At 49.0% G+C, this 14,105-nt stretch carries 13 protein-coding genes; 7 read left to right on the top strand and 6 right to left on the bottom strand.

What is annotated here, in order from left to right; translation table 11 throughout:
* Positions 1 to 214: 214 nt before the first annotated feature.
* From H6F73_RS05315 to H6F73_RS05325, 3 genes are read right to left on the bottom strand one after another with little or no spacing between them, the layout of a single operon-like run.
* Positions 215 to 418 (bottom strand): hypothetical protein, encoded by a 204-nt coding sequence (locus H6F73_RS05315; RefSeq protein WP_190757766.1) that lies wholly within the window; start codon positions 416 to 418, stop codon positions 215 to 217.
* 35 nt (positions 419 to 453) lie between these two features.
* Positions 454 to 1,545: a redox-regulated ATPase YchF gene (ychF, locus tag H6F73_RS05320; protein ID WP_190757767.1), complete on the bottom strand. Its 1,092-nt coding sequence runs from the start codon at positions 1,543 to 1,545 to the stop codon at positions 454 to 456.
* A gap of 40 nt (positions 1,546 to 1,585) precedes the next feature.
* Positions 1,586 to 1,750, bottom strand: a complete 165-nt coding sequence (locus H6F73_RS05325) for a hypothetical protein (protein ID WP_190757768.1) — start codon at positions 1,748 to 1,750, stop codon at positions 1,586 to 1,588.
* 403 nt (positions 1,751 to 2,153) lie between these two features.
* Here H6F73_RS05325 and H6F73_RS05330 point away from each other — a divergent pair, with 403 nt between their 5' ends.
* From H6F73_RS05330 to H6F73_RS05340, 3 genes are all read left to right on the top strand, one after another.
* Positions 2,154 to 3,629 carry an aminotransferase class I/II-fold pyridoxal phosphate-dependent enzyme gene (locus H6F73_RS05330; protein ID WP_190757769.1) on the top strand — a complete coding sequence of 492 codons (1,476 nt, stop codon included), beginning with the start codon at positions 2,154 to 2,156 and terminating at the stop codon, positions 3,627 to 3,629.
* Between the two features lie 79 nt (positions 3,630 to 3,708).
* Positions 3,709 to 4,302, top strand: coding sequence for a precorrin-6Y C5,15-methyltransferase subunit CbiT (gene cbiT, locus H6F73_RS05335; protein ID WP_147689069.1), 594 nt, complete (start codon positions 3,709 to 3,711; stop codon positions 4,300 to 4,302).
* Positions 4,303 to 4,632: 330 nt separating this feature from the next.
* Positions 4,633 to 5,502: a phosphatidate cytidylyltransferase gene (locus H6F73_RS05340; RefSeq protein ID WP_190757770.1), complete on the top strand. Its 870-nt coding sequence runs from the start codon at positions 4,633 to 4,635 to the stop codon at positions 5,500 to 5,502.
* A 101-nt stretch (positions 5,503 to 5,603) separates the two neighbouring features.
* Here H6F73_RS05340 and H6F73_RS05345 read toward each other — a convergent pair whose 3' ends face one another.
* Complete coding sequence (locus H6F73_RS05345; RefSeq protein WP_190757771.1) at positions 5,604 to 6,350, bottom strand: DUF2993 domain-containing protein; 747 nt, start codon at positions 6,348 to 6,350, stop codon at positions 5,604 to 5,606.
* 1,077 nt (positions 6,351 to 7,427) lie between these two features.
* On the opposite strand from H6F73_RS05345, the gene H6F73_RS05350 reads away from it, so the two are divergent.
* Both H6F73_RS05350 and H6F73_RS05355 read left to right on the top strand, forming a co-directional pair.
* Positions 7,428 to 8,222 carry a pseudouridine synthase gene (locus tag H6F73_RS05350; RefSeq protein ID WP_190757772.1) on the top strand — a complete coding sequence of 265 codons (795 nt, stop codon included), beginning with the start codon at positions 7,428 to 7,430 and terminating at the stop codon, positions 8,220 to 8,222.
* Positions 8,219 to 9,019 (top strand): RodZ domain-containing protein, encoded by an 801-nt coding sequence (locus H6F73_RS05355; RefSeq protein WP_190757773.1) that lies wholly within the window; start codon positions 8,219 to 8,221, stop codon positions 9,017 to 9,019. Before H6F73_RS05350 ends, H6F73_RS05355 begins: the two co-directional genes overlap by 4 nt.
* A gap of 156 nt (positions 9,020 to 9,175) precedes the next feature.
* On the opposite strand, the gene malQ (H6F73_RS05360) is transcribed toward H6F73_RS05355, so the two are convergent.
* Positions 9,176 to 10,687, bottom strand: coding sequence for a 4-alpha-glucanotransferase (malQ, locus tag H6F73_RS05360; protein WP_190757774.1), 1,512 nt, complete (start codon positions 10,685 to 10,687; stop codon positions 9,176 to 9,178).
* Positions 10,688 to 10,787: 100 nt separating this feature from the next.
* Positions 10,788 to 12,272 (bottom strand): 4-alpha-glucanotransferase, encoded by a 1,485-nt coding sequence (gene malQ / locus H6F73_RS05365; protein ID WP_190757775.1) that lies wholly within the window; start codon positions 12,270 to 12,272, stop codon positions 10,788 to 10,790.
* 93 nt (positions 12,273 to 12,365) lie between these two features.
* Between malQ (H6F73_RS05365) and H6F73_RS05370 the strand changes: the two genes are divergently transcribed.
* Positions 12,366 to 12,800: an NUDIX domain-containing protein gene (locus H6F73_RS05370; protein WP_190757776.1), complete on the top strand. Its 435-nt coding sequence runs from the start codon at positions 12,366 to 12,368 to the stop codon at positions 12,798 to 12,800.
* A gap of 259 nt (positions 12,801 to 13,059) precedes the next feature.
* Positions 13,060 to 14,097, top strand: a complete 1,038-nt coding sequence (locus tag H6F73_RS05375) for a phosphate/phosphite/phosphonate ABC transporter substrate-binding protein (RefSeq protein ID WP_190757777.1) — start codon at positions 13,060 to 13,062, stop codon at positions 14,095 to 14,097.
* The last annotated feature ends 8 nt before the right edge of the window (positions 14,098 to 14,105 follow it).

Genomic DNA, 14,105 nt, shown 5'->3' on the forward strand with positions numbered 1-14,105 from the left:
AGATCGGGGTCAACCGGCAGAAACTTTCCCTATCGAAGGCTAGACAGATGGTGTGCTATTTTAGCTCAAATGCTGATAAATCACACCCGAAAAAGCATTGTGCAAAGATCCAAAACAAAAGACGCTTTCTTAAATAAAAATCAAGAAAGCGTCAGCAATTTTATGACATCTATCTGAAGATAGATTATTTCATCTTTTCTTAACTACCCCGCTCCTATTCAGGAAAATCGGGATAAACCCATTGTGGGGGTGCCGACATTTTTTTCATTCGCGCTGCTTCAGCAATCTCTAGCATTTTATCCAGCGAAGTGCTGCTGATAAAATCTGATGTGGCTGCTGCATATTCTTTATTAGGGCATTTATCCCCTAGAATGCAGCCATTCACGCAAGCTACAGCGCAGTCTACTTTGTTTTCCACCCTAACCTCCCAAGTCTAATTTGAGTTTAGTGTTTCTATACATTGAACCGGAATAACATCACATCCCCTTCCTGCACCACATACTCTTTCCCTTCACTGCGAACTAAGCCTTTTTCTTTCGCAGCAGTCATTGAGCCGGTGGTTACTAAATCATTATAAGCAACCGTTTCTGCCCGAATAAACCCTCGCTCAAAATCCGAGTGAATCACGCCCGCCGCTTGAGGTGCTAGCATTCCTGCGGTAATCGTCCAAGCGCGAGTTTCTTTCGGGCCGGTTGTCAGGAAAGTTCGTAAACCTAACAGTTGATAAGTCGCCCGGATCAGGGATTTTAACCCACCTTCTTGAACACCTAGAGATTGCAGAAAATCAGCGCGTTCTTCTTCTGGTAATTCTACCAATTCTGACTCAACTTGGGCGGAAACAACGACAACTTGGGCGTTATCTTCTGTTGCGATCGCTCGCACTTTTTCCACCCATTCATTGCCCGTTGCTAAGTCATCTTCCGATACATTTGCCGCATAAATCACCGGCTTGCTCGTCAGTAAATTGAGTGGCTGCACCAACTCGGCTTCCTCTTCATTTAAAGTCACCTGACGAGCCGGCTTGCCTTCATTCAGGGCAGCGCTTAACTTTTCCAGCGCCCCTAATTCTATCTGCGCTTCTTTATTGGTACGAGCTTGCTTGCGAGTGCGATCAATGCGTCGATCAACCTGCGCGAGATCCGCCAAAGCAAGCTCTAGATTAATCACGTCAATATCTCGCGCTGGATCTACAGAGCCGGCAACGTGGATAATGTCATCATCATCAAAACATCGCACAACATGAATAATGGCACTTACTTCTCGGATGTGGGATAAAAACTGGTTGCCCAATCCTTCGCCCTGACTTGCGCCCTTCACCAAGCCGGCAATATCCACAAATTCCATCCGCGTTGGCACCGTTTGCTCGGATGACGAGAGTTTAGTCAGCATTTGCAACCGCTCATCTGGCACCGCCACAACGCCTACATTCGGTTCAATTGTGCAGAAAGGAAAATTAGCGGCTTGCGCCTTGGCATTGGCCACTACAGCATTAAATAAGGTAGATTTGCCTACGTTGGGAAGTCCGACAATACCGGCTCTTAGCATCTGTGTTTGAGGGTTAGAAAATCAGCAACTTAAACCCAGTTTATATGGGTTCGGGAATTGGTTGAGGAATGGGTGCCGGCACCGGCTGCGGAATAGGAGTTGGCACCGGCTGCGGAATGGGTGCCGGCATTGGATCGGGCACCGGCGTTGGCTCTGGAGTGGGGAAAGGTGGCTGCGGCATTGGGTTAGGAACGGGATTGATCATAGCGACTTCAAGAACTCATCTTTCTCAAAATAGGGGGAAATCGAGTGTTAGTACATCTTCCTAAATAGCGAATGTGAGCGGAGAGTCCTGAGTCCTGAGTCCTGAGTCCTGAGTGCCCATACCTTTAGGTTGGCAAAGCCTTGCCCATACCTTTAGGTTGGCGAAGCCTTGCCCAATGCCCAATGCCCAATGCCCATACCTTTAGGTTGGCAAAGCCTTGCCCATACCTTTAGGTTGGCGAAGCCTTGCCCATACCTTTAGGTTGGCGAAGCCTTGCCCAATGCCCAATGCCCAATGCCCAGCCCTAAATGGGAAAGTCTGAGCGTTCGTCTTTTATAACTCAACTGAGCACTCAGCACTCAGCACTGAAAACTCAGCACTGACTTCACATATAATTTGCCTCATGCCAAAAGACTCTCAAGCCACTACGCCGCTTTTAGACGCCCTGCAAAAGTGTGCCGGCAAGCCTGACGCTCCCTTCTACGCACCGGGACACAAACGGGGACAGGGAACACCCCAGCGACTAGCAGACTTTCTGGGGTTGCCGGTGTTTCAAGCGGATTTGCCGGAACTGCCAGAACTCGATAATTTATTTGCCCCAGAAGGCGCAATCGCAGAAGCACAGCAACTCGCGGCAGCGGCTTTTGGTGCTGCACAAACTTGGTTTCTTGTCAATGGTTCGACCGCCGGCATTATTGCATCTATCTTGGCGACTTGTGGGGCCGGCGACAAAATTATTCTGCCTCGAAACGCCCACCGCTCTGCCATTTCAGGACTGATCCTCTCTGGCGCGATCCCCATCTTTGTTAATCCTGAATATGACCCGGCTTGGGATCTCGCCCACAGCATCACACCGGCAGCCGTTGCAGACGCCTTAGCAGCGCATCCAGATGCCAAAGCGGTGATGATGCTTTACCCAACTTATCAAGGCGTTTGTGGTGATTTGCCGGCAATTGCAGAGCTGGCGCACCGGCACAATATCCCCCTTTTGGTAGACGAAGCCCACGGCCCACATTTTGCCTTTCACCCCGACTTGCCAAGCTCTGCACTGTCTGCCGGTGCCGACTTAACCGTGCAATCGATTCACAAAGTTCTGGCAGCCATGACTCAAGCATCCATGCTGCACGTCCAGGGCAACCGCATTAACCGGCACCGGCTGGCTCAAGCCTTGCAATTAGTGCAATCCACCAGCCCTAGCTATTTATTGCTGGCTTCTCTGGATGCAGCGCGGCAACAAATGGCTACAGAAGGCAAGCAACTCTTAACCCAGACATTGCAGCTAGCACAGGAAGCAAGAGCGCGAATTGCCCAAATTTCCGGACTATCGGTTTTAGAAGCACCGGCACCCACTCAAGCCGGTTTTGTCGCTCTCGATGCTACACGCCTGACAGTCAGCGTTGCCGGTTTGGGGATCACCGGCTACCAAGCGGATGAAATTCTCCATCAACAACTAGGTGTCACTGCCGAGTTGCCCAGCCTGCGCCAACTAACCTTTATCATCAGCCTGGGTAACACTGCGGCAGATATCGAACGCCTAGTGCAAGCCTTCACCACCTTGCCCGATTACGCAGCAGAAAATAAAGCCACACTCTCCCCCACTCCTCCACCTCAGCACTCAGCACTCAGCACTCAGCACTCAGCACTCTCTCCTCGTGATGCCTTTTTTGCTGCAACAGAAACGCTGCCGGTGGAGCAAACTTGTACTCGCATCAGCGCTGAGAGTGTCTGTCCCTATCCTCCGGGTATTCCCGTTTTAATAGCCGGTGAAACCATTACCGCAACAGCCCTGGACTACTTGCAACAGGTGCAGCGTAATGGTGGGACAATAACAGGGTGTAGTGACCCTAACCTTAAAACGCTTAAGGTTGTGCGAGAGTAAAGACTATCCTTTGTCGCTAAGGGCTAACGGTCGGGCTTGGCAATTAGCAATTTATAATGAACAATTCGCAAAACTTTCTATGCTTTGGCCTTATATCACCCCTGGCATTCCGGATGAGCTGTTCGAGCGCTTGCCTGGAATTCCCTTAAGCAAGCGAGAAGTTCGGTTGCTGATCATCTCTCATCTGCGGTTAAAGCCAGATTCTGTGTTGTGGGATATTGGTGCCGGCACCGGCACGATCCCCGTGGAAACCGGCTTACTTTGTCCCCAAGGTCGAATTATCGCTGTCGAACGGGATGAGGAAGTCGTTAGCCTAATCCAGCGTAACTGTGAGCGCTTTGGTGTCCGCAATGTAGACATTATTGAAGGCAGTGCCCCAGAGTGTCTCAAAAGCCTGCCACAAAAACCTCACCGCGTGTGCATTGAGGGAGGACGTCCGATTAAACCGATTTTGCAAGAAGTGTGGCGCTATTTGCTGCCGCAAGGTCGGGTTGTGGTGACAGCAGCCAATCTGGAGAGTTTATATGCCATCTCAGAAAGTTTTTCCGAACTGCAAGTCCGCAATATTGAGATTGTCCAGTCTGCCGTCAACCGGCTGGAGACGCGCGGCACTCATCAGGTGTTTGCTGCTGTCAATCCCATCTTTATCCTTAGTGGGGAAAAATTGGATTGATCCCTCCATGCCGGCTTACACTTTTCCTCTTAGCCCATCTCTTCTCCCCAACTCCTAGCAAGGTTATTCTATCCGGCAGGCTTTGAGAACGAATAAATCAAATTTATAGCGTTCCAGACACCGACCTAGGAAAATAGTATTAACCTTTAATTAACCTCTCTACCTGTGTTGGCGACCGGCTACCAAAGTGCCTGCCGGCCATTTAATCAGCCTGCCTCTAGAGAATTAATTAAAAAAGGAAAATTATAAATTAGAACAGGAAGAAAAACTTTCTTTTTGTAATTTGTAATTTTTAATTAATTATTGCTGTCTTCAAGAGAAAAGCGTCCTATGCCTTGGTCTCGTATCCTCAGTGGAATTGTTGCGATCGCCCTTGCTCTGGGGATGACTCTCCTGGGAGGGTGGTACTTCACCCTCGGTTTCGCCATTATTGTATATTTAGGCCAGTTAGAATACTTCCAGTTGGTTAGAGCCAAAGGAATTGCGCCCGCCGGCAAAACTACCTTAGTCGTCAGCCAAGCCTTGTTAGTAATTTCTACCATTTCTTCTCCACTCGCTGACGCAGTCGTGCCGGTAGCGGGGACGTTTATTTGTTTCTATCTGCTGTTTCAGCCAAAATTCGCCACAATTGCTGATATTTCTGCTTCAATTTTAGGGCTGTTTTATGGGGGTTATTTACCCAGTTATTGGGTGCGTTTACGCTCATTAGGCAGTGCTTCATGTAGTAACCTGCCAATGGGCGGATACTGGCCAGAAACCGGCCTGCATCTGCAAACAATGCCACAGGGATTGATCGTAACTGTGCTGGCCTTCTTTTGTATTTGGGCCGCAGATATTGGCGCTTACACTTTCGGTAAATTTTTTGGACGGACTCGCCTTTCTGAAATTAGCCCGAAGAAGACGGTTGAAGGAGCAGTCTTTGGAGTTGCCGGCAGTGTGGCGGTGGCATTAGGTGGGGCGTGGTATTTACAGTGGCCGGCTTGGGAATGGACAGGTTTGGCGCTGGGCTTGCTGATCGGGATCGCGAGTTTGCTGGGCGACTTAACCGAGTCAATGATGAAGCGTGATGCCGGTGTCAAAGATTCTGGCCAGTTGATTCCGGGACATGGCGGCATCCTAGATCGTGCTGACAGCTATGTGTTTACAGCTCCCTTAGTTTATTACTTCGTCACCCTTTTGTTGCCGCTGTTGCAAAGCTAGAGGGAAAGTGCTGAGTCCTGAGTGCTGAGTCCTGAGTGAGAGAGTGGGAGAGTGAGAGAGTTCTGAGTGCTGAGTCTCTCCCTCTCTGTTCACCCTAATCCTTAACTCTCTTCCAGTGGGATCACCATGATCCGGCCCCGACAAGTGAGGAGTCCGGGACTGAGGCTGAGTTCCTGAATATCAACTTCTGGGCCTAAATCGAGAATGAAGCCATCTAAATTGGCCGCCGGCAATGGTTGTGAGGTCTGCAGGTGGGTGCGGACAAACTGCAATTCATGACTGCTGGCTAGCTGCAAGCCGCTACGCAGGACAAAGGGCGTCGGGTTGCCGGCAGCAGACACTAACTGGGCGCTAATGGTTAGTTGGCCACTATCTAGGGCCATTCGGGAATTTAGCAAGCGATAGGCTGCCGGTTGGGGCGCAGGATCGTTGGTTTGTAGTAGGGGAAGCAGAAACTCGATTAAAGCGTTAGCCAGTAAGGGAGCTTGCAGGGAGGCGTTGAGATCGGCTTCAGGCAGTTTCAGCTCACCGGCAACGGGGATCGGTTCTAGAAGGCGTAGAGGTTTGCCTTTGATGACTTGGCCGATGTTGATGCGAATGCCGGTGCCGGTGAGCTGAATTTCCCCCAGATGCAATCCTTGATAGACTGCACCTTTAGCGGTGATGGATACGCCAGGAATACAGCCTGAGAGGATTTGCCGGTCGCCTCCCTCAATTTTTACTTGTAGATGTTCGACTTGCTCGACTTGTGAGCGCAACCATAGCCCGACTGCGGGAGATAGAACTTTACCGATCAGCCGGCTCTGTTTTTGCGTCAAGGCTTGTGAATTGGGATCTTGATTGTGCATTGACAGATTGATCGGCCTCCTGAGAGATAAACTTCGATTGTACGGAATTAAAGTCTATATGTGCGAACGATTGTTAAAAAAAATCTGTTCAAACGTGCCGGCCCAATCTTGTTGAACTCAAGTTTTAACCTCAAAGGATTGAGACGAAGTTTGGGCTAATAACGATGAGAGCATTTTACTCAATGATTACTGCAGATTAAACTTCTGTTTCCTTTCTCTGCGAGCACCTGGGTTCTGCTGAAATGTCGGGTTGTCTGGCTAGTTTTGTCCCGCTTTGCTTTGCAGCCGGTTAGGGTCATATCACTCTTTTTAAAAAGGAAGGCCAGCCGTTTGCATAGGCCCGCTTGAGCCTTAAATGGTTTGCAGCCGGCGAAAAGGTATATCTTCTTACCTTTTTACCCTCCTGAAAATTTTTGAATCGCCGATCTAATCCAGAGATATCCCTATTTCTAGAAAGACTATCAAGTTTACTTATAATTTCTGGCTCAGACGATTGCTAATGCGATTGAGATTGTTTAAAATAATGTGCGATCTGGAGCTTTCTCCGGTATGATTCAATTATCATTCAAAAAATAAGTATGTAAACTGGTAGAAAAAACTGAGGCTTTGCCCGGATTTTATTTACGTCCGGACAAGTCCCAAGGTTTGAAACTTAGCTGATTTAGCTAAACGAAGACCCACTCATGTCTTATTTCCGTACAAAATATTGTAGACAGCATAACCGTCTTTCTTAAGAGGGTGGGAGCGAGGAGAGGCGGAGGATCGCTCAGTCATCAGAAACGATTGGCTTCTCAGCTAGCCGCTCACGCTCAATCCCTAGCTCTGGTCTGTGTGAAAGCTGAGCAGTTGATAGGGTAGATACCGGCAGTCTTAGTTCTGAGCCAGAAGGTGGAAGCACCACTTTACAGCTCACGAGCTTTGGCTTAGAGTTTTTGCGCTGGGGAACAGTTCGCGAAACCTCGTGACAACAGGGACGCCTCTAGAACCACCTGTCTTGTAATATTTGTACATAGTCTGTGCTGACGACAGATTAACCGCTCAATTAAACGATTCAAAACCTCACACATTTGTCTGAGCATGGAGGAACGACTGCAAAAAATTCTCTCTGAATGGGGAGTTGCCTCGCGCCGGCAAGCTGAAAAAATGATTCTAGAAGGGCGAGTGCGGCTGAATGGCCAAGTGGTGCAGCTGGGGCAAAAAGCCAATCCAGAGCGCGATGAAATTGAAGTTGATGGAGTCCCCCTCAAGCCGGCTTATCGTCCTCAGTCGGTGTATCTATTGCTTCACAAGCCCAAGGGAGTAGTATCTACCTGTAGCGACCCCTGGAAGCGGTCTACAGTGTTGGACTTACTGCCGGCATCACTTCGCAAAGGTCAGGGCTTGCATCCCATCGGACGCTTAGACGCTGAATCAACAGGAGCGTTGCTGCTGACTAATGACGGAGGGCTGACATTTGGCCTCACTCACCCCCGTCACGGCATTCCCAAAACCTATCAAGTCTGGGTGCAGGGTTATCCCCCCGAATCGGTTTTGGAAGCATGGCGTAGAGGCGTTATCCTGTCTGGCAAAAAAACATTACCCGCCCAAGTCCGTGCCCTGGCAAAGTATCCTGGTTCTCAAACACTTTTGGAAGTAATTCTTAAAGAGGGTAGAAACCGGCAGATTAGACGGGTCGCAGAACAGTTAGGATATCCAGTGGTTAACCTGCACCGCACGGCAATAGGACCCATTTTATTGGAACCCCCCGGAGAACCAATGTTGAAACCTGGTACTTACCGCCCTCTGAAAGATTTTGAGCTAAGGTTCTTGCAAACCCAGCTCAACCTAACATCAGTTAATGTGCCAGCAGACATTGAGGAGCACACCTTATGATGAAGAATAAGAAAAAACCTATACGCAATTTCGAGCAAGAACGCGCAGAAAAGCTTTCAGAGCTGGGATCACACCTGCGTCAAGTCCGTGAAAACCAAGATTTGTCCCTAGAAGATGTTGCGGCTAGGACGATGATCCGGTCGGGAATGCTGCACGCCATTGAGGAAGGCAAGTTACAACACCTGCCAGAGCCGGTTTACATTCAGGGATTTATCCGCCGGTTTGCTGATGCCCTAGGGTTGAATGGTGCCGCCCTGGCGAGTGATTTCCCCACGGAAACGAATATGCGATTGTTCAAATATTCTTCTTGGATACACTTATCCCCGCCTCAATTAAGACCAATTCATCTGTATTTGGTTTACATATTCCTCATTATGTGCTCAGTTAACGGGATGTCTTATATGATCAACCGTTCTGTTGTGCAGGTGAGCGGTTTGGACAATAAGCAGGAGTTAAAGAACCAGCCGCCTCAGGGAAACCAAGCGCCAACCGGCCAACTGGCAAAGGTAGAGAACGCTAGCTTATTGAAAAACGTCGCAAATTCCAATCAGGCTGTCAGAGTTGGGCTTACTTTAAAGGCGGAATCTTGGATACAAATTGTTGCCGACGGCAAAATTGAGTTTGAGGGGGTTTTGTCGGAAGGAACGCAGCGCAGTTGGGAAGCCAAACAGCAACTGGTTGTAATCGCCGGCAATGCGGGGGGCGTTTTAGTCGCGGTTAATGACGGGCAAGCCAAGCAAATGGGCGAACCCGGAAAGGTTGAAGAAGTAACGGTTAAGGCGAATCCTCAGTCTTAAAGAGGGGAATGGGTCAAGGCTTCGCCAACCTAAAGGTAGGGGCATGGGGCATGGGGGATTGAACATAGACAGAGTGACAATCCTCGCCTGTCCGCCAGAAGGGAGATTAAGGACTGAAGATTAGTCCTGCTTCACTCTTCCCCTAGCCCCTAACCTCTAGTCACTCTTTTTCGGAACTCGGCCATAGGTTTCTGTCAAGCTTTTGAGGCGATCTCGCAAGTCGTCGGTTAACGCGTTGTGCCAATAGCGCCACTCCCAATTTCCTTCTGCTTTGCTGGGAAAATTCATCCGGGCATCGCTGCCTAGTCCTAAAATATCTTGCAGAGGAATAATGGCTTGGGTAGAGACAGAACTCAAGGCTAAACGGATGAGATCCCAATGAATTCCATCGTTGCCGGTGCAACCTAAATAACGCGACAAAGACTCTTTTTCCTGTTCAGACGCTTGGCTGAACCAGCCAACGGTTGTGTCATTATCGTGGGTGCCGGTGTAAACCACGCTGTTATGCGGATATTGGAAGGGCAAATAAGGATTGTCTGCATCGCCCCCAAAGGCAAAATGCAAAACTTTCATGCCAGGAAATTCAAACTTATCTAGTAAGTCCTTCACTTCTGGTGTGATCATTCCCAAATCTTCAGCCATCACAGGAAGCTTGCCCAATTTATCATTAAGCACCGTAAAGAAAGCTTCTCCCGGCGCGTCAACCCACTCCCCATTCACTGCTGTAGTTTCGCCTTCAGGTACTGCCCAGAAAGATTCAAACCCTCGGAAGTGGTCAATGCGAATAATATCCACATAATCAAGCATGAATTTGAAGCGCTGCACCCACCAATCAAAATCGTTTTGTTGCAGGTATTCCCAGTTATAAACCGGGTTACCCCAGAGTTGGCCGGTGACACTAAAATAATCCGGTGGAACACCGGCCATTAAAGCCGGCTCACCTGTTTCTTGATTAAGGCAAAAACTTTCCGGGTGTGCCCAAACATCTGCACTGTCATGAGCAACATAAATGGGAATATCCCCAATAATTTGAATTTGCCGCTCATTCGCATAATGCTTGATCGCTGACCACTGGCGAAAGAAGACAAACTGAGTAAATTTGTGGAATAATACCTGATCGCTTAGCTGTTTTTCCCACAACTCTATGGCTTCCGGGTGGCGCTGAGAAATACCGGCATCCCAAGTATGCCAACCATCGCCGGCGTGAGCTTCTTTGATCGCCATGAATAAGGCATAGTCATTGAGCCAGTAAACTTTGCTCTCGCAGAATGTCCGAAATTCTTGTTGCAACTCTTCAGAAGCGTGAGCTTTAAAATTTTCACACGCTTTTTGCAGCAAAGGAATTTTGACTTGAGCAACTTTCTCAAAATCCACACGATCTTCGGGAAATTCAGGCAAATCTCTGAAATCTTCTTCGGTTAGTAACCCATCATCCCGCAGCCGATCTGGGCTGATTAAAAGTGGATTGCCGGCGAGTGCAGAATAAGACATATAAGGAGAGTTGCCATATCCCGTGGGACCCACCGGCAAAACTTGCCATAACGTTTGGCGGCCTTCTGCCAAAAAATCAACAAAACGATGGGCTTCTTCTCCCAAATCGCCAATTCCAAATCTGCTGGGAAAAGAAGTTGGGTGGAGCAAAATACCGCTGGATCTTGGAAAAAGCATAGTTTAGAAACTGAAGGATAAAAAACAAGAAAATAGCGAAAAGAACAAAGACTTTCTCTTCGTTCAAAACTCAGAACTCAAAACTCAGAACTCACGACTCTTAATAAAACCGGCCATAAACTTCACTTAGGGAAAGAATGCGATGACGTAGTTCATTGGTTAACGCACCATCTGTGTATCGCCATTCCCAATTTCCCTCACCTTTACCGGGGGTATTCATCCGCCCTTCGCTGCCGATTCCCAAAATATCTTGAAGGGGTGTAATTGCCCAATCAGAAACAGAATTCATAGCCGCCCGGATTAGATCCCAATGAATTTCTTCATCATCAGTGCGACCTAAATAACGCCGCACTTCCTCTTTTTCGCGGTTTGACAGATTATTGAACCAGCCTAGGGTTGTGTCATTATCGTGAGTGCCGGTGTAAGCAACACTATTGCGTGGGTAATTATGGGGTAAATAAGTGTTGTCCCAGCCGTCACCAAAGGCAAAATGCAAAATCTTCATTCCTGGCATATTAAACTGATCCCGCAGCGCTTCAACTTCTGGGGTGATCACGCCCAGATCCTCGGCAATAAAGGGTAGCCGGCCTAATTGTTCTTCGATTGACTCAAAAAAAGCGGCTCCCGGCCCTGTCATCCACTGGCCATGCAAAGCAGTGGTTTCGCCGGATTTGACCGCCCAGTAGGCTTCAAAGCCCCGAAAATGGTCAATGCGAATCCAGTCTACTAATTCCAGTATTCCCTGGAAGCGCTGCACCCACCAGTGATAGTTTTTCTCTTTCAGGGTTTCCCAGTTATAAATCGGATTGCCCCACAACTGGCCGGTGGCGCTAAAGTAGTCGGGTGGGACGCCGGCCATGAGTGTGGTTTCGCCGGTTTTGGGATTCAAGCAAAAGTTTTGGGGGTTCGCCCACACATCAGCGCTGTCGTGGGCGACATAGATCGGGAGATCTCCGAGGATCTGGATGCGGCGATCATTGGTGTAGCGCTTGAGCAGCGCCCACTGGCGGAAGAACTCAAACTGTAGGTATTTGCGGAAGGAAATTTCGGTCTCTAGCAGCATCTTGCACGCTGATAGGGCTTCGGGTTCACGGTTAGCGAGGGCTGGGTTCCACGCATTCCAACCTTTTCCGCGATTCATCTGCTTAATGGCCATAAACATGACGTAGTCATCGAGCCAATGTGCGTGATGGTTGCAGAATGCTTCAAATTCATCTTGTGGCTGCCGTTGGAAATTTTGGCAAGCTTTCCACAGCAACTCCATTTTTACGGCGATGGCTTGGTCATAATCGACTCTTTCAACCGGCATCTCTGGCACACCGGCTAAATCTTGATCGGAAAGCAAGCCATTGTCCCGCAGCAGTTCTGGGCTGATCAGCAGGGGGTTGCCGGCCAGTGCAGAATAGGACATATAGGGGGAATTGCCGTAGCCGGTGGGACCCAAGGGTAAGACTTGCCACAACTGCTGGCCACTCTCTGCCAGAAAATCAACGAAGCGGTAAGCTTCTGGGCCTAAGTCACCAATACCAAAACGTCCGGGTAAGGAGGAGGGGTGTAGCAAAATCCCGCTAGCTCTGTGGGGCATATCCGCGCAAAGTCCTGATTGGGAGAGTCCTCCGTAATCTTATACTTATCTCAGCCCTGGTTACTCACTCTAGAGTCTTAAAAATTTTTGCTTGTGACTTATAAAAATCCTGTCCCTACGGTCGATATCATTATTGAGCTTATCGACCGGCCCCACCGCCCTATCATACTCATTGAACGTCGCAATCCCCCCTATGGCTGGGCGATTCCGGGTGGTTTTGTTGATGAGGGCGAGTCGGTGGAAACGGCGGCTGCACGAGAGGCTGAAGAAGAAACGGGAATGCCGGTGCAGTTGGTAGAACAGTTTCATGTATATTCTGACCCCAAGCGCGACCCGCGAAAGCACACCCTCAGTATTGTGTTTATTGCAACAGCCACCGGCAATCCCGAAGCTGCTGATGATGCAAAGGATTTGGGGATTTTTGAGTCTTGGCGGGTGCCGGCAGACCTGTGTTTCGATCACGATCAAATTTTGCGGGATTATTGGCATTACCGGCACTACGGCATCCGCCCTCGCTTGAATTATTAAATTTGCATAATTTTTCCCATCATCTCAGATTGAAAAGCACAAAAGGGTAGCGATGATAAGCTTTTTTTGGGCTTATTGAGAGATTTGTGTATATAAATTAAATGTAAATTCGTGAAAGAGCCATCTTCACGAGGGAGGGGGGTAAGTATAAAGTCTATTGAAGATGAGGATTTCAGATTTTTATAAAAGGTTCAGAGATTTTTTTTATTCAAAACCTGGTAATTTAATGTAGAAGATAATTGCAACTAATTCTCAAAAAATGTCACTCTCAAGTTTTACAAAAGAACTTTTTAGAATCGCGGGTAAACGGGCGGGACTGAATGCCGGCATCGCAGTGGTCGTGCTAGCGGGTGTAATCGGCTGTGGGCAAGAACAGTCAGCCCAAAATACCCCAGCTACGACTGAAAGCACCCCGGTTGTTAAAACCACTCAGACGACCACGACTGTCCAGCAGACTGCGACAAAACCCCTAACTCGCCTCACGGTTGCTTTCGCCAGCCGCAAAGAATCTACAGATTTGGAGCAAAAAGCCAAGGCTGTCGGAGAGTTCCTCTCGAAAGAAGTGGGGATGCCGGTGGATACGGTGATTGGCGATGACACCGCAGCCGTTGAAGCGCTGAACGCTGATCGCGCTGATGTGGCGTTTTTGAGCAGCCGGCCCGCTCTGAAAGCCCAGGAATTAACCGGCGCACGTATGGCCCTCGCTGAGGTGCGGAAAGATTATTCGGGTGGGCATACCTATAACTCTGTATTGGTGGTGCGGGAAGATAGCCCCCTAGAGTCTAAGGCGACAGCGAAGGAAACCCTGGAACAGCTCAAAGATAAAAAAATGGCGTTTGCTTCTCGCACATCGGGATCGGGCTTTATTATGCCCACCGGCGAGTTAGTCAACCAGGGATTTGTGGATGGCCCTGATCGGTTAGAGAATTTCTTTAGCGAAGTCACTTATGGTGATGGCTACGGCAGCGCCTTGCAAGCGGTATTGCGGGATCAGGCTGATGTGGCTGCAGTTTCGGAATACGCCCTTAAAGATCCTTACATTACAGAAGAAGAAGCAAAACAGTTGCGGGTTCTTCACGAGATCCCCGGCGTACCGGCACACGGGATTGTTATAGATGATGATGTGCCGGCGGAGACCAGAGAAAAGCTCGTGAATGCAATGATGAAGTTGAACGAGCCGGCAAACAATCCAATGTTCACCGCGCTTTATAATTCAACCGAATTAGTGAAAGTCGATCACGAAACTCACCTCGCACCGATGCGCGACGCGATGAAACGGGCAGGAGTAACCCCGTAAAGGACAGG

The sequence above is a fragment of the Microcoleus sp. FACHB-68 genome (assembly GCF_014695715.1).
GTDB lineage: Bacteria > Cyanobacteriota > Cyanobacteriia > Cyanobacteriales > Oscillatoriaceae > FACHB-68.

Bases quoted from the DNA above. Each gene is read 5' to 3' on its own strand.
- cbiT (WP_147689069.1), top strand. From the start codon at position 3,709: ATGCTTTGGCCTTATATCACCCCTGGCATTCCGGATGAGCTGTTCGAG.
- malQ (WP_190757774.1), bottom strand. From the start codon at position 10,687: ATGCTTTTTCCAAGATCCAGCGGTATTTTGCTCCACCCAACTTCTTTT.
- H6F73_RS05350 (WP_190757772.1), top strand. From the start codon at position 7,428: ATGGAGGAACGACTGCAAAAAATTCTCTCTGAATGGGGAGTTGCCTCG.
- H6F73_RS05330 (WP_190757769.1), top strand. From the start codon at position 2,154: ATGCCAAAAGACTCTCAAGCCACTACGCCGCTTTTAGACGCCCTGCAA.
- H6F73_RS05345 (WP_190757771.1), bottom strand. From the start codon at position 6,350: ATGCACAATCAAGATCCCAATTCACAAGCCTTGACGCAAAAACAGAGC.
- H6F73_RS05325 (WP_190757768.1), bottom strand. From the start codon at position 1,750: ATGATCAATCCCGTTCCTAACCCAATGCCGCAGCCACCTTTCCCCACT.
- H6F73_RS05340 (WP_190757770.1), top strand. From the start codon at position 4,633: ATGCCTTGGTCTCGTATCCTCAGTGGAATTGTTGCGATCGCCCTTGCT.
- ychF (WP_190757767.1), bottom strand. From the start codon at position 1,545: ATGCTAAGAGCCGGTATTGTCGGACTTCCCAACGTAGGCAAATCTACC.
- malQ (WP_190757775.1), bottom strand. From the start codon at position 12,272: ATGCCCCACAGAGCTAGCGGGATTTTGCTACACCCCTCCTCCTTACCC.
- H6F73_RS05375 (WP_190757777.1), top strand. From the start codon at position 13,060: ATGTCACTCTCAAGTTTTACAAAAGAACTTTTTAGAATCGCGGGTAAA.
- H6F73_RS05355 (WP_190757773.1), top strand. From the start codon at position 8,219: ATGATGAAGAATAAGAAAAAACCTATACGCAATTTCGAGCAAGAACGC.